This window comes from Saccharothrix sp. HUAS TT1, assembly GCF_040744945.1.
Lineage (GTDB): Bacteria > Actinomycetota > Actinomycetes > Mycobacteriales > Pseudonocardiaceae > Actinosynnema.
In genome coordinates this window covers 5,395,881-5,418,717 of sequence record NZ_CP160453.1, presented here as the reverse complement: position 1 = coordinate 5,418,717, position 22,837 = coordinate 5,395,881, and the positions used below count along the sequence as shown (strand labels likewise).

Here is a 22,837-nt window from a genome sequence, read left to right as displayed (position 1 = left end):
CGGCGGTGGTCGTCGCTCCTCCCAGCAGGCGCCGGAGAGGAGCGACCACCGGGATGCTGGAGATCAGGGTGCTCGGCCCGCTGGAGGTCGTCGGTCCGGGCGGTCCGGTCCCGATCGGCCGGCCGATGCGGCGCGCGCTGCTCGGGCTCTTGGCGCTGCGCGCCCGGCAGGTGCTGTCCCAGGAGGCGCTGATCGACGGGCTGTGGGACGTGCGGCCGCCGCCGTCGGCGCTGCGCGGCCTGCACTCCCACGTCGCGCACCTGCGGCGGGCGCTCGACGCGCGCGGCCTGGGCGGGCTGGTCGGCACCAGGCCGCCCGGCTACGTGCTGACCGTGCCGCCCGACCAGCTGGACGTGGACCGGTTCACCCGCCTGATCAAGGCCGACCGCGCCGAGTCGCCGGAGGCCGCGGCCCGGCGGCTGCGGGCCGCGCTGGACCTGTGGCGCGGTGACGTGCTGGTCGACTGCGCGCTGGGCGAGTGGGCGCGGGCCGAGGCGAACCGGTTGCACGAGCTGCGGTTGCAGGTGGTCGAGGAGCTGTGCGCGGCCGATCTCGCGCTGGGCGGGCACCGGTCGGTCGGGGCGGAGCTGGAGGCGCTGGTCGTGCGGCACCCGCTGCGGGAGCGGTTGTGGGAGCTGCTGGTGCTCGCCCTGCACCGGGACGGTCGGCGGGCCGACGCGCTGGCGGCGTACCGGCGGGCGCGCGCGGTGCTGGCGGCGGAGCTGGGCGTGCGGCCGGGTCCCGCGCTGCGGCGGTTGGAGGCGCTGGTCCTGGCCGACGACGAGACCGCGGGGTTGCCGATCACGGCGGCGGGTGGGTGGATCGGCGGAACGGCGCCGAGGTCCGGAACGCCGGTGACCGGGCCGGGCGGCGGGCAGTCGGTGACCGGGCAAGGCGGCGGTTGGCAAGACGGCGGCGGGCAGGGCGGCGGCCTACCGGTGGCCGGACAGGACGGTGGCGGGCAAGGCAGCGGACAGGGCGGTGGCGGGCAGTGGGTGTCCGGTGTTCCGGCGCCGGTGACCGGGCTGGTCGGTCGCGACGTCGACGTCGCCGGGCTGGTCGGCCTGCTCGCCGAGCGGCGGCTGACCACCCTCACCGGCGTCGGCGGCAGCGGGAAGACCCGGCTGGCCATCGCGGTGGCCGAGGTCGTCGCCCGGGACTCGGCGGTCGCGTTCGTCGACCTCACCGCGACCGCCGAGCCGCACCTGCTGCCCGCTGCCGTGTGCGAGGCGGTCGGCGTGCGAGAGAACCCGACACCCGCCGCGCTCGTGCGCGCGTTGCGGTCCCGGCGGCTGCTGCTGGTGCTGGACAACTGCGAGCACCTGGCCGAGGCGTGCGCCGCGCTGCTCGCCACCCTGCTGCCGTCCTGCCCCGGACTGCGCGTGCTCGCCACCAGCATCGGCCAGCTCGGCGCGGCCGGTGAGACGGTGTGGCCGGTGCGCCCGCTGCCGACACCCGGCCCGGACGCCCGCACGCTGGCCGAGCTGCGCCGCTACGACGCCGTCCGGCTGTTCCTGGCCCGCGCCGCCCTGCCCGCGGTCCGCGACCTGACCGACGCGGACGCGCCGGCGCTGGCCGCGGTCTGCGCCGGGCTCGACGGCCTGCCGCTGGCCCTGGAACTGGCCGCCGCCCGCACCGCGGTCCTCACCGTCGCCGAGATCGCCGAACGCCTGCGGGAACCCGGCACGCTGCGCGGCCCGGCGCACGGCAGGCCGCACCACCGCGCGCTGGACGCCGCCCTGGCCTGGAGCTACGAGGCCCTGCGCCCGGCCTCCCGGCAGCGGTTCCGGCAGCTCGCGGTGTTCGCCGGCGGCTGGGCGCTGGACGCGGCGGCGCACGTGTGGTCCGAGTCCGAGGCCGCCGCCGTCGACGTGCTCGCCGAACTGGAGGCCAAGTCGCTCGTCGTCGCGGACCGCCGCGGCGGGCGCACCCGGTACCGGCTGCTGGAGACGCTGCGCCACCACGCCGCCGGGCGGCTGGCCGCCGAACCGGACGAGGACCGCGCGGCCAGGGACCGGCACGCCGCCCACTACCTGGACCGGGCCCGGGAGACCGACCGCCGGCTGCGCGGGCCGGACGCGGCGCACTGGCTGGACCGGCTCGCCGCCGACCACGAGAACGTCCGGGCCGCCCTGGCCCGGCACGCCGCTCGGCGCGACCCGGACGAGCTGACCATGGCGGTCGCGCTGGCCCGCTACTGCCGACTGCGCGGGCGGTACGCCGAAGGGCGCCGCTGGCTGCTGGACGCCCTGGAGCGGCAGACCGGGGCGACCGCGGCCGAACGCGCGCCGGCCGTGCTCGCCGTCGCGTTCCTCAGCTACTTCGAGGGCTCCTACGCCGAGGCCGCGCGGCACGCGAACGCGGCGCTGTCGAGCTACCGCGAGGACGGCGACACCCCGGCGGCGGCGCGCTGCCTGCGGCTGCTCGGGTCGATCGCCTGCGAACGCGGCGAGCACGTGCGCGCGGGCGCGTGGTACGCCGAGGCGCTGCTCGCCTACCAGGACACCGACGACGACCCCGGCCAGGCCGACGTCCTGCAGATGACCGGGTTCAACTCCTGGCTCGCCGGCGCCCTGGACACCGCGCAGCCGCTGCTGGAACGCGCCCTGCGCCGCTACGGCGCGCTGGACGACCCGGAGAACTCCGCGTCGGTCCGGGTGCACCTGGCCTTCGTCGCGCTGCACCGGGGCCAGGACGAGCGGGCGCGCGGGCTCGCCGAGCAGGCGCTGACCGTGTTCACCGGGCTGGACTTCCCCGAGGGCGCCGCCTGGGCGCTGAACCTGCTCGGCCTGGTCGAGCTGCGCGCCGGGCGGGCCGCCGCCGCGCTGTCCGACCTGCACCGGAGCCTGGAAGCGCACTGGCAGGTCGGCGACCGCTGGCGGCAGGCCGGTGTGCTGGACGCGATGGCGGCGGCGCACCTGGCGCTCGGCGACCCGACCCGCGCCGCCGAGCTGACCGGTCTCGCCACCGCCCTGCGCGACGACCTGGGCGTGCCCGCGCCGGCCGTCGACGTGCCGTCGCTCGACCAGGTGCGCGCGGCCGGGGTGGAGCTGCTGGGCGAGCGGCACTGGCACGCGGCGGTCGCACGCGGCGCGGTGCTGGCCGTCCCGGACGTGGTGGGCGTGACGTGATCGCGGTCGGCAGCCGCCGGAGCGGCGGGGCCCACCCGGCGCGTCCTGCCCCGGCGCCGGGTGGGCTCGGCCGACGGCCTACACCAGCGTGATCGCGTACACCTCCACCCGCGGGTCGTCGGGCAGCGTCACGGAGTGCACGGTCTTGGCCGGGTCGAGCGGCAGGGTCGCGCCGAACAGCCGCACCGGCGGGCCGTCCACGCCCTGACCGGCCTTGATGCGGTGCGGCATCTCCAGCACGACGGCGCCGCCGGAGCCGGCCCAGTCGCCGACCGTCACCGGAACTTCGGCGGTGCTGCCGTCGGCGTACCGGACCGTCACACCGGCGGTCACCGGACCGTTGTGCGCCGACGCGACCAGGCGCAGGGAGCTGTACCCACCCTCGGGCAGCAGCATCGCCTGACCGCGCGCCTCGACGAAGTTCGCGGCCGTCCCGGTCGCGTCCGGGGCCTGGTAGGTCACGCCGCCCAGCGCCACCGCGCCGGCGGCGGGCAGCAGCTCGGCGTCGTAGCTCCAGCCCTGGCCGTCGAAGTCGCCCTCGCCGGGCGCCGCGACCGTGGCCGTGCCGTCGTGGTTCAGCTCCGCGGTCAGGTCCACCGCGCACTGCTCACCCGCCACCGCGCACGTCGCCGCCTGCCGCACCTCCACCACGGCCTCCCGCACGACGGTGTTCGGCCCGCTCACGGTGACCCGCACCGGGTGCTCGCCGACCGGCGTGCCGGCGGGCACCGTCACCACCACCTGCGCCGACCGCTGGGTCGGCAGCCGACCGGACTTCACCGTCAGCAGCCGGGGCGTGGTGACCGACCAGCCGGCCGGCGCGGTCGCCGCCACCCGCACCGGCACCGCGCCGGGCGCCTGGGCGAGCACGTCCAGGGTCAGCGCGACGGTCTGCGGCGCGTCCGCCGTCGGCACGACCGCCGACGTCTGCCGCAGCGACGCGTCGACGTGCCGCCGGTCGTCGGCCTGCGCGCGGTTGATCGACGGCGGCTCGGCGCCGGGAGCGGTGCCCCACGACGACGGCGTGGCGCCGAGCCGGTGCGCCAGCGTGCCGCCGGCGACGACGGCGTCCCAGTCCAGCCACGTCTTGCGCACGTCCCGGCCGTTGAGCGACACCTGCTGCACGTACCGGTTGGCGTCGCTCGCGCCCGGCGCGGTGATGGTCAGCGTGCGCTGTCCCGTTCGGACGGTCGCGCCCGGGAACTGCGGGCTGGACAGCGCCAGGAAGTCGCCGCCGCTCATGGTCGGGTACAGGCCCAGCGACGAGAACACGTACCAGGCCGACATCGTGCCCAGGTCGTCGTTGCCGGTCATGCCGTCCGGACCGGTGGTGAACAACGTCATCGCGGCCCGCACCACGGTCGCGGTCTTCGAGGGCGTGCCCGTGGACAGGTAGAAGTACGGCGCGAGCAGGTCCGGTTCGTTGTTCGGGTTGTACGTGGGCTTGCCGTAGTAGTCGTAGGGCTGGGTGATCCAGTCCTCGCGCACGGTTCCCGCCGGGTCGGTCAACAGCTCGTCGTAGGCGAAGAACGCGTCCAGCCGCTCCTCGGTCGCCTCACGTCCGCCCATCAGCCGCACCAGGCCGTTCGGGTCCTGCGGCACCAGCCACTGGTACTGGAACGCGCCGCCCTCGTGGAACTGGTGGCCGGCGTCGACCGGGTTGTACGGCGTCACCCACGTGCCCTCGGCCGTGCGCGGCCGGAAGTGGCCGGTCGAGGCGTCCCACAGGTTGCGGTACCACTGCCCCCGGTCGGCGAACAGGCGCGCGTCGTCCCGCTTGCCCAGGCCCTGCGCCATCACCGCGAGCGCCGCGTCCGCCGCCGCGTACTCCAGCGTCGCCGACGCCGGGTGCACGCAGTCGTTGTCGCCGCCCTTGTGCGCGCAGTCCACGCCGAGCGTGAGGCCCGACGGGATGTAGCCGCGCTCGCTGTAGTGCTCGACGCCGGACCGGCCGTTGTACGGCGAGTCGGCGGGCGGCAACGTGGTGGCGTTGCGCTTCAGCAGCTCGTACGCCTCCTCCTCGTGCCCGGCGAGCAGGCCCTTCGACCACGCCTCGACCAGGAACGGCGTCACCGGGTCACCGGTCATGATGTTGGTCTCGCTGTTGGCCAGCGCCCAGCGCGGCAACCACCCGCCGTCCCGGCCGCTCGCCACCACCGACAGCGCGACGTCCCGGGCGACCTGCGGCTCCAGCAGCTCCAGCAGCTGGTTCTGCGGCCGGTAGGTGTCCCACAGCGACAGGTTCTGGTACGGCGTGAAGCCCTCGGCGGTGTGCACCCGCCCGTCGAAGCCGGTGTAGCGGCCGTCCACGTCGCCGGCGAGGTTGGGGTGCAGCAGCGAGTGGTAGAGCGCGGTGTAGAAGGCGACCCGCCGCTCCGGCGCGCCGCCGTCGATCCGGATCGAGTTCAGCCGCTCCACCCACGCCTGGTGCGCCCGTGCGCGGGTGGCGTCGAAGTCGTAGGAGTCGCCGGTCTCCGCCGCCAGGTTCTTCCGCGCGCCGTCCAGCCCGGTGTAGGACAGGCCGACCTTGAGCACCACGTCCCGGTCGGCGGTCGCGTCGAACGTCACCCACGCGCCGTTGCCGCCCTGGCCCGCCGCGTCCGGGACGCCCGGCGACCGGGTCGTGCCGCGCCACGTGCCGAAGCTCGCGAACGGCCGGTCGAACGTCGCGGTGAAGTACACGGTGTGCTCGTCGCGCCCGGCGCAGAACCGGCCGGCGCGGATGCGCCCCTCGACGGTCCGGTCGCCGACGACGCGCACCTCGGAGTCGAGCACCTGCTGGTTCGCCTTGCCGGTGTTGAACAGCACGTTCGCCTGCGACCCGGCCGGGAACGCGTGCCGCTGCCAGCCGGTCCTGGGCGTCGCGGTGAGTTCGGCGTTCACCCCGTAGCGGGACAGGCCGACGCGGTAGTAGCCGGGCCGCGCCTCCTCGTCGTCGTGCGAGTACTTCGACCGGTAGCCGGCCGTGTCAACGTTGTCCACCGGGCCGGTCGTGGGCATGACCGGCAACTCGCCGGCCACCCCGCACCCGACGCCCGACAGGTGCGTCTGGCTGAAGCCGTGGATCTCCGACTGCTGGTAGTCGTACCCGCCCTGGCCGCCGGTGTCCGGGCTGACCTGCACCATGCCGAACGGCGCGCTGGCGCCGGGGAACGTGTTGCCGAAGTTCTGCGTGCCGACGAACGGGTTGACCAGAGTGGTCGGGTCGACGGGGTCGGGGGCTGCGGCAACGGCGGTCGCCGGCGTCCCGAGCAGGACCAGCGCGGCGGCCAGCAGGAGCGTGTTGCCTCTTCGGAGCGGCATCGGCGGTGGACCTCTCTGGGTGACAACGTTGTCAGGCGACCCGGGTGCCCGGTCACCGCCACGACTGTCGCGCACCACCGCCTCGTTAGTCCAGCCCTGTCCACCTCCCTGACCGGTCAGGTTCCACGGCGGTGTGGAATCGGGTCGCCGGCCGAACGGCCGCCGGAGCACCCGTCCGGTCCACAGTGGACCACCCGGTGCGAGCGCGGGAGCCGCTGTAGGCTGGGAACGATCAACCACCGGGCAGGGAGGGGCGAGCGTGCCGGCACTTCGGCGAACCGCACTGGTCGGAGCGCTGCTGTCGGTGCTCGCCGCGTGCACCGGAAACCCCTCGACCTCCCCCTCCACGTCCGACAGCGCACCATCCGACAGCGCACCGTCCAGCAGCGCACCGCCCGCCGAACGCGTGTACGTGTCCCTGGGCGACTCCTACGCCACCGGCGCGCGGCCGGCCGATGCCGGCGGTTCCGGGCGGGACGGCTTCCCCTACCTCGTCGCCGAGCGGTCGGACCTGCGGTTGGTCAACCTGGCGTGCAGCGGCGCGACGTCCGGCCAGCTGCGCGGTCAGGCGGGCTGCGCCGCCAACAACCGGGGGCCCGACGCGCCCGACCCGGCGGGCCGCACCCAGCTCGACCTGGCCGTGCAGACCCTGCGCGAGAACCGGGGTCGGATCGACCTGGTCACGGTGGTGATCGGCGGCAACGACCTCGCGCCGTGCGCGCAGTCGGGTGACGCGATGGGGTGCGCGTCCCGGGCCGTGGCCGAGATCCGGACCAACCTGGCCGTCATCCTGCCCGCCCTGCGCGAGGCCGCCGGCGACGCGCGGATCGTGGGCCTGACCTACCCGGACATGTTCCTCGGCGCGTGGGTGTCCCCGGCCTTCCCGAACGGCCAGGACCTCGCCCGGCTGTCGGTGTCGCTGTTCCGCGACTTCTTCAACACCGCCCTCAAGGCCGAGTACGAGAAGGTCGGCGCGGAGTTCGTCGACATCACGGCCGCGACCGGCGGCTACGAGCCGTTGACCGAGATGACCGAGGACCCGACCTACGGGCAGATCCCGGCGCCGGTCGCCAAGGCGTGCGCCCTGACGTACTTCTGCGAGCGCACCGACGTGCACCCGACACCCGCCGGCCACGACGCCATCGCCACGGCCGTGCTGACCGCCATCGGGCGTTAGACCGCGACCGGGGCTTCCGCTTGCGGTCGCGCGAGCCCGGGGCGACCAGGGTGAGCGGCCGGACCAGCGACGAGGACCCGCACCGCATGACGCACCCACCCCACCCCGCCAGGCCCGTCCGCGCGGTCCTGCGGGCTTGAGGAGCTGACGGCCCGCGAGCGCGGCGCCGGTGCGCCTTGGCATCGACCGCCGAATACCGCAGAGTGCAACCATGGAGCTGGTGCGAGATGGCCGCTTCCCCGGCCGACGCCGGACCCTGCTCGTGAAGCCGGACTGGTACAACTGAGGTTCGACAACGCATCGCACCGGGAGTCGTCGTGGCCGAGCCGATGGGTCAGCCTCCTCCACCGACCCTCGACATCCGGGTCACGTCCACGGGTGGCGTGCCCGTCGTCGCCGTGCTGCGGCCGATCGAGCTGACCACGATCGGCTCGCTGCTGAGCGCGTTCCCGGTCGTGGACGACGCGCTCGCGTGGGTCTCGTCCACTCAGGGCGTTCGCCAAACCGATTAGGGCTCACATTCCCCGAACGCTTTTCGCAATACCCGCGAACCCGGCCACAAACTGTTTCGCAATTCGACCGGGGTGTTTTCGCAAGGTTACGATAATCGTTGACAACTCGGCGGAGTCGGCCGAACACTGTCTGCATCGATCGGTCGTGAATGCGACCACGGCGGCCCCCGGAGTCGTACCGCACGGGTGGCCTCCCGCTGACCTCAATGAGGAGGAAGCACACCGATGGAAGACAACGCCCCCGCTCACCCGATCAGCCGCAGGTTGTTCCTCGGCGGTGCCGGCGCGCTGGCCGCGGTCGGGTCCGGGCTGATCCTGCCCGGCACCGCCAACGCCCAGACCGTCACCACGAACCAGACCGGCACCCACAACGGCTACTACTACTCGTTCTGGACCGACGCGCAGAACACCGTCTCCATGACGATGGGCTCGGGCGGCCAGTACAGCACCTCGTGGCGGAACACCGGCAACTTCGTGTGCGGCAAGGGCTGGAGCACCGGCAGCCGGCGGACGGTGCGCTACTCGGGCAGCTTCAACCCGTCCGGCAACGGCTACCTCTGCCTGTACGGGTGGACGTCCAACCCGCTGGTCGAGTACTACATCGTGGACAACTGGGGCGACTACCGGCCGACCGGCACGCACCGGGGCACGGTCACCAGCGACGGCGGCACGTACGACATCTACCACACGATGCGGTACAACGCGCCGTCGGTCGAGGGCACGAAGACGTTCCCGCAGTTCTGGAGCGTCCGGCAGCAGAAGAAGACCGGCGGCACCATCACCACCGGCAACCACTTCGACGCGTGGTCGCGGGCCGGGATGCAGCTGGGCGGCTTCCGGTACTACATGATCATGGCGACCGAGGGCTACCGGAGCAGCGGCAACTCGAACATCACGGTGAGCTGACCCCGGCACGGGCACGACGCGCGTGCGCCGCTCGACGTGAGCGGCGCACGCGCGTCCGCGCTCACCCGCCGAAGGTGACGACCAGCCTGCCGTCCGACGCGTAGGACCAGTTCAGGCCGCCGGAGTAGGAAGCGCACCGGGAGCCGTTGGAGCCCGACCAGAACTGGTTGGTCGAGTCGGCGTTGCCGATCGTCCGGTCGTTGGTCCCGCTGCCGCTGCGGCACGAGGTGTTGCCGCGGAAGACCGACGAGCCGCCGTCGAAGTTGAAGTTGCGCTCGCCGTTGTCGATGCTGACGTTGTCCGACACGGTCATCGTGCCGAGGTTGCGGTTGTACGTGAAGCCGTGCTTGCCGTTGTCGTGGGCGATGTTGCGGCGGATGACGTGGTTGACGCCGATGTCCTCGCCGCCGAGCTTGTAGCCGTTGCGGTCGCCGTTGCCCGCCTGGGAACCGTCGCTCAGCGTGCCGTTCTCGTACGCCAGCGAGTCCTCGACGGTCACCGCGCCGATGGGACCGGTGTCGGTCTTGGTGTACAGGTCCCAGCCGTCGTCGATGTTGTTGTGCGCCACGGCGTAGCGGAACACGTTGCCCGGCCCGGAGGTGAGCTTCGCGGCGAACCCGTCGGCGTCCTCGCCGTCGGAGTCGGCGTTGTCGTGCGACTCCGCGCTGAGGATCAGGTTGTTGGCGGGCCACTGGCTCTGCGGCGTGCTGGACAGCATCCGCGACAGCTGCAGGCCGGTGTCGCGGTTGAAGCGGGTGACCGTGCGCTCGAAGACGTTGTTGCTGCCGCCGACGAAGATGCCGTTGTCACCGGCGCGCTCGACCACGACGCCCCTGACGTGCCAGTGGTTCCCGTTCACGGCCAGGCCGCGGTTCGCCGGGTCCTCGGCCTGCGCGGAGAAGTTCAGCACCGGCGTCTCGCCCGGGTAGGCGAACAGCTCCGTCCGGTCGGACGCGGTGCCGTTGCTGCCCTGCGGGATGGTGACGGTCTGCGCCTGGCGGTACGTGCCGCCGCGCAGGTAGATCGTGCCGCCGGGGGCGATGCGGGAGATGGCCGAGGTGAGCGTGGTCGGCGCCGCCTGCGTCCCCGCCGCGCTGTCGGAGCCGTTCGGCGCCGCGTACAGCGTCGTGCCCGTGGGCGGCGTGGTGCCGTCGGAGGTGAAGTCGAGGTAGTCGACGTTCGGCAGGCCGGCCGAGGTGGTCGGGCTGAGCCGGATCGTGTTGCTGCCCGCGGTGACGTTCACGGTCAGCGTCCTGGTGGCCCAGGTGCTCCACGCGCCCGTGCCCTCGAACGGCACCGACTGCGCGGTCGTGCCGTTGACGAGGAGGTTCGCGGGACGGCCGGTGGTGGTGCCGTTGGCGAACCGCACGGCCAGCGTCGCGGTGCCCGCGGCCGCCGCGGTCACGGTGAACTGGACGTGCGCGCCGGTCGCGTTGTCGCCGTTGCAGAACCCGGCGCCGGAGTAGCCCGGCCAGTTGGACTCGACGGCGCCCGTGCAGACGGCGGGCGACGTCTCGGCCTCGTGGTGCGTGGTCGCGGCGCCCGCTGCGGACAGCGGTGACGCCAGGACGACGCCCGCGGCCAAGGCGACGCCGGCGGCAAGCGGTGTCAATCTCATCGTGGGCTCTCCTGTGTCGTGGCAGGGAAGACGGCGTCGACAATTCCGGGAATTCCGGAGGCGACCGGCGCGGGTTGCGACACGCGCCGGTTCACGTCCCTGAACTGCGAAAACGCCTGGGAGCGATCCCAGGCACGTTAACTCAGGGGCCGCCGGGCTCGCAATATGTGAACGGCGAACAGCCCGACATTCACAACGGTGAACAAAAGCGGGGCAATTCGGGGTTCACGGTCGTGAACGGCCGGGCGCGAGCGCGCCGAACTCCGCGAAGATCGAATCGAGGACCCCCGCGAACGCGCCCGGTCGGGTCAGCGGACCCAGGTGGTCCAGTCCCGGCACTTCCCGCACCCGGCCCGCGGGCAGCTCGGCGCAGGCCGCCGCGAGCGATTCCGCGGTCACCACGACCGACTCGCCGCCGCGCAGGAAGATCGTCGGGCAGCGCACCTCCGGCAGCGCCTCCCGCCACGGCGCCGAGGTCGCCGTCCGGAACAGCTGCGCCTCCACCGAGGGTGGGCAGCACAGCCGCAGCCCGCCGTCCGGGTCGGCGACCAGGCCGGAGTCCACGTAGTCGACGAGGACGTCCGGCGCGAGCAGCGACAACGGCGGTCGGGTCGAGTAGCGGGCGAGGGCTTCGGCCCGGGACGCGAACACCGCGCGCCGCCGGGCCGCCGCCTCGGCGAACGCCGGGTCGTGGTGGGTGGCCAGGATCGGCTCGAAGCAGGTGATCAGGTCGAACGTGCCCGGCGCGCGGGCCTCGGCGAGCAGCAGGGCCGTGCCGCCCAACGAGTGGCCCACGCCGATCAGCGGGCCCGGACCGAGCGCGCGAGCCTCGGCGAGGACGTCGTCGGCGAACACGCCCCAGTCCGCGTCCTCGGCCAGCGGCGCCGCGGAACCGTGGCCGCGCAGGTCCGGGGCGACCGCGCGCACCGGCGTCCGCAGTTCCCCCACGGCCGATCGCCAGACCCGACCGGTGAAACCCGCCGCGTGGCAGAACAATGCCGTTCGAATGGGCTCTCCCGGTTGTTCCGGATCGGCGGGCGGGCGCGGTTCGTACCGGGAATGGGAGTTCCGCGCGAGGTCTTCCACGATTACCCCTTCGGAAGTCCGATTCACGTGCTGGCGCACCCGTCGGGCAGCACCTACGCTCAGCGCCGGAACGATCCAGCTCGCCGGGAGGCGAGTTGTCCTCAGGTCATCCGCACGGCCGCCACTGATCCGGAAGTGGTCGATCCCCACCATAGTGGACCGGACGACCCGTGGGGCGGTCGCGTGATGTCACGCCGCGCACGGGCACCCACCACCCCCAGTCGTGCTCGATGGGCGCGGCGACGAGCAGCGTCGGAACGATCCCATCGGTGAAGGGCCCTCTGTGAACCCGACCCTGGTACCGGGCCTGGTCTCGGTCGTCATGCTGGTCCGCAACCGCCTGGAGCACACGCGCAGGGCCCTGGACTCGCTGGCCCGCGCGTCCGGTGACTTCGAGGTCGTCGTGGTGGACAACGGCTCCGACGACGGCACCGCCGAGCACCTGGCCGCCCTGGACCACCCCCGCCCGCTCGTGGTGCTGCGCCACGAGGACGACCGCGGCGGCAGCGAACGGCGCAACGTCGGCGCGGCCGCCGCCCGCGGCGAGTACCTGCTGTTCCTGGACAACGACGTGCTCGTGGACGACCCGGACGTCGTCGAGGTGCTGGCCGCCGAGCTGGCCGCCGACCCCGGTCTGGGCGGCGTGTCGCCGCTGCTGCTCTACCCCGGTGACAGCGGGCTCGTGCAGTGCGCGGGCGGCGCGTCCACCTCCGACGGCCGCATCGGGCCGGTCGGGCGCGGGCAGCCGCTGACCGCCGCGCACCGGGAGCACCGCGAGCAGAGCTGGGCGCCCACGGCCGCGCTGATGGTCCGGCACAGCTCGTTCCGGCGGGTGGGCGGGTTCGACGTGTCGTTCGACCCGGTGTCGCTGTGCGAGGACGTCGACCTGTGCTGCCGGCTGCGCGCCGACGGCGAGCGGCTTCGGTACGTCGGGTCGGTGGCGGTGCGGCACTTCGAGGGCACCACGTTCAACCACGTCGGGCACGACAAGCTGCCGATCTGGAAGCGCCACACGCGGGTGATCCGCAGCCGGTGGGCCGAGCTGTTCGCGGCGGGGCCGTCGCACCCGGCGGAGGCGCTGGAGTGGGTTCCGGTGCGGAAGGACTACAGCGACCTGGACCGGCCCCTGGTGTCGGTGTCGGCGGACGCCGAGGTCGGGTCGGCCGACTTGAGCTTCTTCGCCAGCGACGGCGCGCTGGCCACCGGGGAGCCGGCGGACGTGCGGCTCCTGGTGCTCGGCGCGGGAGACGCGGGCTCCGGAGCCGGCGCCCTGCCGGTGGCGGGCCTGCGCGGGGTTCGGGTGGTCGGCGTGGCCGATCCCGATTCGCGCGCGTTGCTGACCGCCGCCCGCGCCCACGACGCGCCCTGGGCCCTGCGCGACAGCACCCACCTGGTCGAAACGGTGCCCGCCGAGGGCGTCCTGGTCCACGCGCCGAACACCGGCGCGGTGCTGACCGCGTTGCGCCGGGGCCTGCACGTCCTGCTCGCCAAGCCGGCCCTGGACGACCTCCCCGCCCTGGTCGAAGCCGCCCGCCGGGCGCCGGGCCGCTGTTCGGTCGACCTGCCCTGGGCCCACCACCCGGACCTGACCGCGCTGAACAAAGCCATCACCGGGGGCGACGCCGGCGCCCCGCGCGGCTTCGCGCTGCGCCTGGACCACCCCACCGGCCACGACCTCGTCGCCGACCTCGGCCCCGACGCGCTCGACGCGCTCGAACGCGTGCTCGGCGCCCCCGTCACCGACCTCCGCACCACCACCGCGACGCACGACCGCGTGCGGGCCACCGCGTCCGCCGGAACCCTGAGCGGAACGGTCGAGCTGGGCCGGGGCGAACCCCGGCTCCACCTCACCATCACCGGCGACGGCGGCGTGCTGACCGCCGACCTCGTCGCGTCACCCACAGCCGGGGCGGACTTCCTCGGCGCGCTGCGCGGTGGTCCCGCGCCGCTGACGTGCCTGGAGGCCACCGCCGGGGTGTTCGACGCGGTGCGGGCGTGGCGCGCGGAGTCGGCCGCGACCCGGCCGGCCGACCGCTGACGCCGTCCGCAAGACGTCCCCCGCCCGCGAGCACGGGCGGGACCGAGCAGGGAGAGCACTGGGATGAACCTGGTCGAAGCGCTGCGCGCCGGAGCCGACGCCGGAGGGTGGCTGGACCGCCCGGCCTACGAGGTCGACGGCGCCATGCTGACGCACGCCGACGTGTACGAGGGCGCGGCGCGGGTGGCCGGCGCGCTGGTCCGCGCCGGCGTGCGGGCCGGCGACCGGGTGGCGCTCGTGCTCGACGACGGGCCGGACTTCGTGCTGACCTTCCTGGGCGCGGCGCACGCCGGCGCGGTGGCCGTCCCGCTCAACCCCCGGCTGCACCCCGACGAGCTGCGCCAGGTGCTGGCAGCCGCCCGGCCCGCGCTGGTCGTGCGCCGCGCCGCCGACGCGATCCCGACGACCGCCTTCCCGGTGACCACGTTCGCCGAACTGGACGGCGGCCCGCCGGTCCCGGTCACGCCGCGCGCCTCGGACGACCAGGTGTACGCCACGTTCACCTCGGGCACCACGGGCGTGCCGCGGCTGTGCCCGCGACTGCACGGCGACCCGGCCACCCACCACCGGTCCTTCGCCGTGGCCGCGCTCGACCTCGGGCCGACCGACGTCGTGCACTCGGTGTCCAAGATGTACTTCTCCTACGGCCTGATCAACTCCCTGGTCTTCCCGCTGTTCAGCGGGTGCCACGTGGTGCTGAACCCGCACGCCCCGCTGGTGGACGACGTGCTGGCGATCGTGGACAAGTACGACGTGACCGCGCTGTTCGCCGTGCCGACGTTCTACAGCAAGCTCATCGCCCACCCCGGCGCGGACCGGCTGGCCAACCTCCGCGTCGCCGCCACCGGGGGCGAGGTGCTGGTGGAGTCGCTGGAGGAGCGGCTGATGGAGGTGCTGGGCGACCGCCTGCTCAACGGCATCGGTTCCACCGAGGCCGGGCAGGCGTTCACCCACAACACCCCGACCGCCCGCCGGGTCGGCACGGTGGGCCGCGCGCTGCCGCCGTTCGAGGTGCGCGTCGTGGACGACGGGGGCGACCCGGTCGGACCGGACGTCGTCGGCCGGCTGGAGCTGCGCGGCCCGACCGTCACCCTCGGCGTCCACGAGGACGGCACGGCGAAGCGCACCGACGACTGGTACGCCAGCGGCGACCTGGCCTCGATCGACGCCGACGGCTTCGTCCGCGTCACCGGCAGGCTGGACGACATCGAGAACGTGGGCGGCATCAAGGTCCACCCGCTGGAGGTCGAACACCTCCTGACCGGCCACCCGCAGGTCCGCGAGGCCGCCGTCTCCGCCACCACCGACGCCGACGGCTCGGTCCACCTGCGCGCCCACGTCGTCCGCGCCGACGGCCCCCTGGCGGACGACGCCCTGGCCGACGCCCTCCTCACCCTGGCCCGCGACCACCTGACCCCGTACAAGGTGCCGCGCAAGGTCGCCTTCGTCCCCGCCCTGCCGCGCACCGGCTCGGGCAAGTTGCGCCGGCACGTCGTGCGGACCTGGGAGTCCTGAACCGGGGTGTCACGTTCTCCGCCCCCGTGACGACCAACAGGGCAGGAACCCCGGGACAGGAAGGTCGGCGTCGATGACCCGAGCCAGTGAGGACGTGCGCGAGTCGGTCGGCGGCGTCCCGCCGACGGTGGCCGACGTCGAGCGGATCGCCGCGCGGCCGGAGGCCGTCGTCCGGAACCTCCAGATCACGCACTGCTACCACGAGCTGTCCCGGGAGCTGGCGGCGGTCACCGGCGGGGCGGCCAACTGGTGCACGTTCGCGGTGTGGGCGTCGAAGCAGGTCGGCCGGACGATCCGGCAGGAGGACCTGCGGCGGCGGTTGGAGTCGCCCGAGACGGCGGCGCTGGTCGAGGTGGTCGTCCGGAGCCTGCGGCTCGCGGTGCCGCGGCGGGTGCTGGACGACGGCGGGCGGTTGGTGCGCCAGGCCGTCCTGGCGACCGCGCGGCTGGACGCGGCCGGCGAGGCGGCGGCGCGGGGGAACCTCAAGGTCTTCGAGGAGGTCGCCCGCGAGTTCGCCCGGTTCCTGGCCGAGTTCGCCGACGCCGAGGAGGTCGACGAGGACCGCATCGCGCGGTTCCGCGACTCGCTGCGACCCGGTGAGCCGCCCGAGGGGCAGCGCTACCTGAGGCAGGCGTTCACCCGCTACCACCACGCCAGGTTCGCCACCGACCCGAAGGAGCGGGCGGAACTGCTGCTGCTGGCCAACATCGAGGTCGGCCTGCACGAGCAGACCCGGCTGCAACCCGAGATCACGGCCGCGATGGAGGCGCCCGTCATCGACCCGGAGGAGCTGGAACGGCGGCTGCTCGACCTGGTCCTGCCGGGCAACCGGGTGGTCAGGTGGCTGCGCCGGGTGCTGCTGACCGTGCTCGGCCGCCGCACGCCCGTCCGGGCCGCGACCGAGCGGTTGGCCGACCACGCCCGCGCCCTGGTGCGCCGGGCGGTCACCGAGCACCTGATGACGATGGCGCTGCCCGGCGGCGAAGTGCTCGACCTGGGCGAGGACCTGCCCGCGCGGTTCCCGCCGCTGCTGGCGAGGTTGTCGCACCCCGAGCTGCTGGCGCTGCTCAAGGCGGTCGACCCGACCGCTGACAGCCTGCTCGACACCGCCACGCGGGACTGGTCCGACTTGCCCGACCGGATGCACTACATCGCGGACATGTTCCGCTGCCACGCCCAGCGGGCGGACCTGCTCGACCCCCCGTTCACCCCCGAGCAGGTGGCGGCCGTGGCGAGCGGGCGGCGGCCGGACGGCCCGCTCTGACGGGAACGCGGTCCGGCCACCCGCGCCACGGGTGGCCGGACCGCGACGACTCACCCGGTCGGTGGTTTGGTCACCCGGTAGTGCTCGCCCGTGACGGTCATCGTCTGCCCCCGGTAGTTGCGCAGCGCCAAGCCGTCCTCCACCACCTCGTGGTACGGCTGGCTCACCGGGATCTTGCCGATCTTCGTGGTCACCACGTACTGGGGCACGCCGAAGCCGGTCATGTGCCCCTGCAGGCCCTCCATGATCTCCCAGCCCTTCTCGATGGAGGTCATGAAGTGGGAGACGCCGGTGACGTTGTCGCAGTGGTACAGGTAGTACGGCCGGACCCGGATGCGCAGCAGGTCCGTCATCAGCTTGCGCATCGTGTCCACGTCGTCGTTGATGCCCTTGAGCAGCACGGTCTGGTTGCCGACCGGCACGCCGTGGCGCAGCAGCCGGTCCACGGCCGCCGCCGCCTCGGGGGTGATCTCGCGCGAGTGGTTGAAGTGGGTGTTCAGCCACACCGGGTGGTGCCGGGCCAGCATCTCGCAGAACTCGTCGGTGATCCGCTGCGGCAGCAGCACGGGGAACCTGCTGCCGATGCGGATGATCTCGACGCTGGGGATGGCGCGCAGGCCGGAGATGATCTCCTCCAGCTTCTCGTCCCGGTAGGACAGCGGGTCGCCGCCGGTGAGCAGGACGTCGCGGATCTCCGGGTGCTCCCGGATGTAGCGGAAGTCCTCCTCGAAGTCGCCGCCCTCGTTGTCGCGGAAGTACGTGCCCTCCACGTCCGTGGTGTGGAACTTCCGGGTGCAGTGCCGGCAGTACACCGGGCACGACTCGGTGATCAGCATGATCACCCGGTCGGGGTACTTGTGCACGATGCGGTTGGTCTTGCGGTAGAACATGTCGCCGACCGGGTCGACGTCGGCGTCCGGGAACTCCAGCATCTCGCCGTGCGACGGCACGGCCTGCAACCGGACCGGGCAGTTGGGGTCCTCGGGGTCCATCAAGGACGCGTAGTACGGCGTGACGCTCCAGCGGTACTTGCCCGCCGTCCCGGCGATCGCCTCTTCCTCCGCGGGGCTGACCTTCACCCACTGGCGCAGCTTGTCGAGGTTCGTGACGCGGTTGCGCATGTGCCAGCGCCAGTCCGACCACTGCTCGGGGGAAGGCGCTCCCGGCGCCGCTGCGGGCGCGGCGAATGACTCCGACATCTGTGCTCCGTTGCTCAGGAGGTGACTGGAAGCTGCTGCAAGCGGCGTTCCCGCCGCACGACCGCGGGTTCGACGGCCCCGGCGGTCCCGGTTGTCCCCGAGGTTTCGGCGGTCTCGGTGGTCTGGGCGTCGGACAGGACCGCGGCCAGCTCGGCCACGGTCGGTGTCTCGAAGAGCTGTCGGACGGGCAGGTCGCGGTGCAGTTCCGCGCGCAGGCGCGTGACGACCTGGGTGGCGAGCAGCGAGTGCCCGCCCAGCGCGAAGAAGTTCGCGTGCAGGCCGACGCGGTCCACCCGCAGCAGCTCGCACCAGATGGCCGCGACGGCCACCTCCACGTCCGTGCGCGGCGCGACGTGCTCCTCGCCGCCCGCGCGGTCCGGTTCGGGCAGCGCGGCCCGGTCGACCTTGCCGCTGCGGTTGAGCGGCAGCTCGGGCAGCGGGTGCAGCGCGGCCGGCACCATGTAGTCCGGCAGCCTGCCGCGCAGGTGCGCGCGGAGGTCGTCGGCGTCCGCGCCGCCCACGACGTACGCGACGAGGTGTAGGCCGATGCCGGGCAGGTCGCGGGCGACGACCACGGCGTCGGTGACGTCGGGGTGCGCCAGCAGCACGGCCTCGACCTCGCCCAGCTCGACCCGGAACCCGCGCAGCTGCACCTGCGTGTCGATGCGGCCGAGGTAGTCCAGCGAGCCGTCGGGCAGCCAGCGGACGAGGTCGCCGGTGCGGTAGAGGCGGTCCCCGGAGCCGAACGGGTCCGGCACGAACCGGTCGGCGGTGAGGTCGGGCCGGCCGACGTAGCCCAGCGCCACTCCCCCGCCGCCGACGTGCAGGTCGCCCGGCACGCCGACGCCGACCGGGTTGAGGTGCCGGTCGAGCACGTGCACGCGGGCGCCGGGCACCGGGATGCCGATGGACGGCACCCGCGGCCCGGTCGGCGGCACGGCGCAGCTCGTGGTCACCACCGTGGCCTCGGCCGGGCCGTACAGGTTGAGCAGGGTGAACGGCGCGTCCGGCGCGGGCCGCTTGCGCAGCGCGTCGCCGCCGGTGCTCAGCACCCGCAACGGGCTGCCGGCGGGCCACGGCACGTCCAGCGCCAGCTCGCACAGCGGCGTGGGCAGGAAGCCGACCGTGATGCCGTGCTCGGCCAGCCAGCGCACGGCGTGCTCGCCGGACGCCGTGGTGTCCGGGTCGGCCAGGTGCAGCTCGGCCCCGGCGGTCAGCGCGGACCAGATCTCCAGCACCGACACGTCGAACCCGGTGCCCGCGATCTGCGACACCCGGTCGTGCTCGGTCGTCGCGCAGTCGGCGTTGTACCAGTCGACGCGCAGCGCCAGGCCGCCGTGGTCGAGCAGCACGCCCTTGGGCTGCCCGGTCGAGCCGGAGGTGTGGATGGCGTAGGCCGCGTCCTCGGGGCCGATCGGCACGTCGGGCGCGGGCGCCGGGTCGCGCGGCTCGTCCACCGCCACGACGACGCCCGCGAACCCGTCGACCAGGTCCCGGGTCTCCCCCGTCACCAGCACCGCCGCCGCACCGGCCGTGGTCAGCACCTGCGCCACGCGGGCGGCGGGGAACGCGGCGTCGACGGGGGCGTACACCGCGCCGGCGCGCATGACCGCCAACGAGCCGATCACGTACTCGACGCCGCGCGGCGCGCACACCACCACCAGGTCGCCGCGCCCGACGCCCGACGACACCAGGTGGGCGGCCAGCCGGGCCGACAGGTCGTCCAGGTCCGCGTACGACACCCGCCGGTCGCCCTGCACGAGGGCGGTCGCGCCGGGCCGCCGCACGGCGTGCGCCGCGATCCGCGCCGGCACCGGTTCCCGGCCGCCGACCGCGGGCCTCGGCGCGCCGAACCGGCGCGTCACCAGCTCGCGCTCGGCGGCCGGCAGCACGTCCAGGTCGGACAGGCGGGCGTCCGGGTCGCGCACGACGGCCCGCAGCAGGGTCTCCCACCGGTCCAGCAGCCGCACCGCGGTGGCCTCGTCGAACAGGTCGGTGGCGTACTGGAGGTCGCAGTGCAACCCGTCGTCGTCCACCACGGCGACGAACGTCAGGTCGAACATGGCCGCGTTGTCCGCGCCGCGCACCCGTTCGACGGCCAGCCCGTCCAGCTCCAGGGTGGACCAGCTGCCCTCCTGGTAGTCGAACAGCACCTGGAACAGCGGTGTCCGGCTGGACGACCGCTCCACCCGCAGCAGCTCGACCACCTGCTCGAACGGCAGGTCCTGGTGGGCGTAGGCGGCGGTGACGGTGTCCCGCGCGCGGGCGGCCAGCTCGCCGAACGCCGGGTTGCCCGACACGTCCGTGCGCAGCGCGAGGGTGTTGACGAACAGGCCGACGACGCGTTCGGTCTCCTCGGTGGCGCGGTTGGCCGTGGTGCCGCCGACCACGATGTCGGTCTGCCCGCTGTGCCGGGCCAGCAGGGCGTTGAACGCGGCGAACAGCACCAGGTACAGCGTCACGCCGTGCCGGTCGGCGACCTCGCGCAGGCCGGCGACCAGGTCGGCGGGCACGTCGTGGAACCGGCTGCTGCCGGTGGTGCCGCGCACGGCGGGCCGCGGCCGGTCGGTGGGCAGCTCCAGCAGCGCGGGCGCGCCGGCCAGCGCGGTGGACCAGAAGTCCTGCAACCGCACCAGTTCGGCGGCCCGCAGGGCCGCGCGCTGCCAGCGCGTGTAGTCGGCGTACTGGATCACCGGCGGTGGTGGCACGTCCGCGTCCCGGCCGGTCTCGCGGGCGTAGAACGCGGTCAGCTCGCGGAAGAACAGGTCCTGCGACCAGCCGTCGAAGACGAGGTGGTGCCAGTTGAGCGCGAGCAGGCGCCGGTCCGGGCCCGTCGGGTAGAGGGTGGCGCGCAGCAGGGGTCCGGCGGTCAGGTCGAACGGCCGGTCCGCCTCGTGCCACGCCTGCGCCACCGCCTCTTCCGGTGACCTCCCGTCCACAACGGAGAGGGTGAGCCTCAGCTCGGACGCGATCCGCTGCACGGGCGCGCCGTCCACGAGCGCCACCGACGTCCGCAGCGCCTCGTGCCGCGCGATCACGGCGTTCAGCGCCCGTTCCAGGGCGTCGACGCGCAACGGCCCGGTGATCTCCAGCAGTTCGGCGATGTTGTAGGCGGCGCTGTCCGGTTCGAGCTGGTCGATGAACCACAGGCGCTGCTGGGCGAACGACAGCGGCACGTCCTCGACCGCCGGCGCGGCGTCGATCACCAGGGCGTCGTCCGGCGCGGTCCCGGGCACCAGCGGCGCGAGGTGCGCGGCGAGGTCCTTGAGGACCGGGAACTGGAGCATCTGGCGCACGGTGATGCGCACGCCCCACTTGCGCCGGACGCGCACCACGACCTTGGTCGCCAGCATCGAGTCGCCGCCCGCGCCGCGGAAGAAGTTGTCGTCCCGGCTCACCGCGGCCCGGCCGAGCACTTCGGACCACATGGCGGCCAGCTCGCGCTCGACCGGTGTGACCGGCTCGACGAAGTCCTCGCTCGCCGTCGTGCCCGCGTCGGTCCGCACCGCCTCGACCACGCCGTCGCGGCGGACCCGCGCCACCCGGCCGTCCTCGCGGCCGTCCGTCCACACGCGACCCGGAACACCGACGGGAACCGGTGCGCCGTAACGGTCGCGCAGCACGGCCTCGACGCCGTCCAGCACGACGGTCGCCGACGCCTCGTCGGCCAGCACGAGGTCGCCGACCCGGGTGCCCGGCGCGGTCAGCAGCGCGTCGAGCACGACCCGGTAGTGCTCGGCCAGCGCCTGCACGGTCGGCCGGTCGAACAGGTCGGTGGCGTACTCGAAGCGGCACTCCACGCCGTGCTCGTCGTACTCCACCGCCAGCTCGACGTCGAACTTCGCGGTGTCGTTGTCCAACGCCCGCAGCCGCACGTCCAGCCCGGCCATCGCCGGCGGCGGCGTGGTGGCGTTGACCGAGCACATCACCTGGAACACCGGGTTCATGCCCGCGCCGCGCTGGGCGTCCAGCGCGTCCACCACCCGGTCGAACGGGACGTGCTGGTGGGTGAGGGCGTCCAGGACCTCCGCGGTCACCCGTTCGGCGACCTGCGCCAGCGTCGGGTTGTCGGACAGGTCCACCCGCAGCGCCACGGTGTTGGCGAAGAACCCGACGGCGGACTCCCAGTCCTCGCGGGTGCGGTTGACCACCGGCACGCCGACGATCACCCGGTCCTGGTCGCCGTACCGGTGCAGCAGCACCGCCAGCGCGGTCGTCACGCCGGTGAACAGGGACGTGCCGCCGAGCCGGGCCCGCAGGTCGTCGGGCACCGCCACCGGCACGTTGTCGCCGCGCGTGCTGGACCCGTCCGGGCGCGGCCGGTCGGCCGGGATGCCCGCCTCGCCCAGGTGACCGGACAGGCGGTCGCGCCAGTGCGCGAGCTGCGCCTCGAACAGCGGGCCGCCCGCCTGGCCCGCCTCCCACACCGCGTAGTCGGCGTACTGGGCGGCCGGCGGCAGGTCGGCGGGCACGCCGCGGACCCGCGCCGAGTACAGCTCGCCGAACTCGCGGAACAGCACGGTCTCCGACCAGCCGTCGGTGACGACGTGGTGCAGGTTCAGCACGAAGTGGTGCAGGCGGTCGTCCACCCGCAGCAGCGACGCCCGCACCAGCGGCTCGCCGTCCAGCCGGAACGGGCGGGCGGCGGCGGACCGGACGGCGTCGTCCACCGCCCGGTCGCGCTCGGCGGCGGGCAGCGCGCGCAGGTCCAGCACCTCGCGCGGCAGCGGTCGGGCGTCCCCGATCACCTGGTGGACCTCGTCGTCCTCGACCTCGAACGTCGTCCGCAGCACCTCGTGCCGCGCCACCAGGTCGTCCAGCGACGACCACAGCGCGTCCTCGTCCAGGGTTCCGCGCAGCCGCAGCACGAACGGCACGTTGTAGGCGGCGTTGGGCCCGTTGAGCTGGTCGAGGAACCACAGGCGGTTCTGCGCGGCCGACGCCGGGACCCGGTCGGGCCGTTCGGCAGTCCGCACCGGCTCGGCCGGTGCGCCGCCCGTCGAGGAGAGCAGCCGGCGCAGGAGCTCCCGCCTGGCTTGCGCGACACTGTCAGCCATCGTCATCCCCATCCGTTCACGGGCATGCGCG

General features: G+C 74.0%; 12 protein-coding genes. 7 read left to right on the top strand and 5 right to left on the bottom strand.

What is annotated here, in order from left to right; translation table 11 throughout:
- Positions 1 to 53: 53 nt before the first annotated feature.
- Positions 54 to 3,131, top strand: a complete 3,078-nt coding sequence (locus AB0F89_RS24520) for a BTAD domain-containing putative transcriptional regulator (protein WP_367127923.1) — start codon at positions 54 to 56, stop codon at positions 3,129 to 3,131.
- Positions 3,132 to 3,209: 78 nt separating this feature from the next.
- On the opposite strand, the gene AB0F89_RS24515 is transcribed toward AB0F89_RS24520, so the two are convergent.
- Positions 3,210 to 6,434 carry a GH92 family glycosyl hydrolase gene (locus tag AB0F89_RS24515; RefSeq protein WP_367127922.1) on the bottom strand — a complete coding sequence of 1,075 codons (3,225 nt, stop codon included), beginning with the start codon at positions 6,432 to 6,434 and terminating at the stop codon, positions 3,210 to 3,212.
- Positions 6,435 to 6,693: 259 nt separating this feature from the next.
- Here AB0F89_RS24515 and AB0F89_RS24510 point away from each other — a divergent pair, with 259 nt between their 5' ends.
- The 3 genes from AB0F89_RS24510 to AB0F89_RS24500 all read left to right on the top strand — a co-directional run bounded on the left by AB0F89_RS24510 (position 6,694) and on the right by AB0F89_RS24500 (position 9,029).
- Positions 6,694 to 7,611: a GDSL-type esterase/lipase family protein gene (locus tag AB0F89_RS24510; protein WP_367127921.1), complete on the top strand. Its 918-nt coding sequence runs from the start codon at positions 6,694 to 6,696 to the stop codon at positions 7,609 to 7,611.
- 317 nt (positions 7,612 to 7,928) lie between these two features.
- Positions 7,929 to 8,123, top strand: coding sequence for a hypothetical protein (locus AB0F89_RS24505; protein WP_367127920.1), 195 nt, complete (start codon positions 7,929 to 7,931; stop codon positions 8,121 to 8,123).
- A gap of 225 nt (positions 8,124 to 8,348) precedes the next feature.
- On the top strand, positions 8,349 to 9,029 hold the full coding sequence (locus AB0F89_RS24500; RefSeq protein ID WP_367127919.1) for a glycoside hydrolase family 11 protein: 681 nt from the start codon (positions 8,349 to 8,351) through the stop codon (positions 9,027 to 9,029).
- 61 nt (positions 9,030 to 9,090) lie between these two features.
- Here AB0F89_RS24500 and AB0F89_RS24495 read toward each other — a convergent pair whose 3' ends face one another.
- Positions 9,091 to 10,647: a carbohydrate-binding protein gene (locus AB0F89_RS24495; RefSeq protein ID WP_367127918.1), complete on the bottom strand. Its 1,557-nt coding sequence runs from the start codon at positions 10,645 to 10,647 to the stop codon at positions 9,091 to 9,093.
- 225 nt (positions 10,648 to 10,872) lie between these two features.
- Positions 10,873 to 11,886 (bottom strand): alpha/beta fold hydrolase, encoded by a 1,014-nt coding sequence (locus AB0F89_RS24490; protein WP_367127917.1) that lies wholly within the window; start codon positions 11,884 to 11,886, stop codon positions 10,873 to 10,875.
- A gap of 130 nt (positions 11,887 to 12,016) precedes the next feature.
- On the opposite strand from AB0F89_RS24490, the gene AB0F89_RS24485 reads away from it, so the two are divergent.
- The 3 genes from AB0F89_RS24485 (at position 12,017) to AB0F89_RS24475 (ending at position 16,550) form a co-directional block, all read left to right on the top strand.
- Positions 12,017 to 13,771 carry a glycosyltransferase gene (locus AB0F89_RS24485; protein ID WP_367127916.1) on the top strand — a complete coding sequence of 585 codons (1,755 nt, stop codon included), beginning with the start codon at positions 12,017 to 12,019 and terminating at the stop codon, positions 13,769 to 13,771.
- A gap of 63 nt (positions 13,772 to 13,834) precedes the next feature.
- Complete coding sequence (locus AB0F89_RS24480) at positions 13,835 to 15,286, top strand: class I adenylate-forming enzyme family protein (protein WP_367127915.1); 1,452 nt, start codon at positions 13,835 to 13,837, stop codon at positions 15,284 to 15,286.
- 73 nt (positions 15,287 to 15,359) lie between these two features.
- Positions 15,360 to 16,550 carry a hypothetical protein gene (locus tag AB0F89_RS24475; RefSeq protein ID WP_367127914.1) on the top strand — a complete coding sequence of 397 codons (1,191 nt, stop codon included), beginning with the start codon at positions 15,360 to 15,362 and terminating at the stop codon, positions 16,548 to 16,550.
- A 50-nt stretch (positions 16,551 to 16,600) separates the two neighbouring features.
- Here the strand turns inward: AB0F89_RS24475 and blsG are convergent, their stop codons facing one another.
- Positions 16,601 to 17,749 carry an arginine 2,3-aminomutase gene (gene blsG, locus AB0F89_RS24470; RefSeq protein WP_367127913.1) on the bottom strand — a complete coding sequence of 383 codons (1,149 nt, stop codon included), beginning with the start codon at positions 17,747 to 17,749 and terminating at the stop codon, positions 16,601 to 16,603.
- A gap of 14 nt (positions 17,750 to 17,763) precedes the next feature.
- Positions 17,764 to 22,806 (bottom strand): amino acid adenylation domain-containing protein, encoded by a 5,043-nt coding sequence (locus AB0F89_RS24465; protein ID WP_367127912.1) that lies wholly within the window; start codon positions 22,804 to 22,806, stop codon positions 17,764 to 17,766.
- Between the last annotated feature and the right edge of the window lie 31 nt (positions 22,807 to 22,837).

What these genes read in the sequence shown, in the direction of transcription:
- AB0F89_RS24465 (WP_367127912.1), bottom strand. Translation starts at nt 22,806, where the DNA reads ATGGCTGACAGTGTCGCGCAAGCCAGGCGGGAGCTCCTGCGCCGGCTG.
- AB0F89_RS24520 (WP_367127923.1), top strand. Translation starts at nt 54, where the DNA reads ATGCTGGAGATCAGGGTGCTCGGCCCGCTGGAGGTCGTCGGTCCGGGC.
- AB0F89_RS24500 (WP_367127919.1), top strand. Translation starts at nt 8,349, where the DNA reads ATGGAAGACAACGCCCCCGCTCACCCGATCAGCCGCAGGTTGTTCCTC.
- AB0F89_RS24475 (WP_367127914.1), top strand. Translation starts at nt 15,360, where the DNA reads ATGACCCGAGCCAGTGAGGACGTGCGCGAGTCGGTCGGCGGCGTCCCG.
- AB0F89_RS24515 (WP_367127922.1), bottom strand. Translation starts at nt 6,434, where the DNA reads ATGCCGCTCCGAAGAGGCAACACGCTCCTGCTGGCCGCCGCGCTGGTC.
- AB0F89_RS24480 (WP_367127915.1), top strand. Translation starts at nt 13,835, where the DNA reads ATGAACCTGGTCGAAGCGCTGCGCGCCGGAGCCGACGCCGGAGGGTGG.
- AB0F89_RS24490 (WP_367127917.1), bottom strand. Translation starts at nt 11,886, where the DNA reads ATGGTGGGGATCGACCACTTCCGGATCAGTGGCGGCCGTGCGGATGAC.
- blsG (WP_367127913.1), bottom strand. Translation starts at nt 17,749, where the DNA reads ATGTCGGAGTCATTCGCCGCGCCCGCAGCGGCGCCGGGAGCGCCTTCC.
- AB0F89_RS24495 (WP_367127918.1), bottom strand. Translation starts at nt 10,647, where the DNA reads ATGAGATTGACACCGCTTGCCGCCGGCGTCGCCTTGGCCGCGGGCGTC.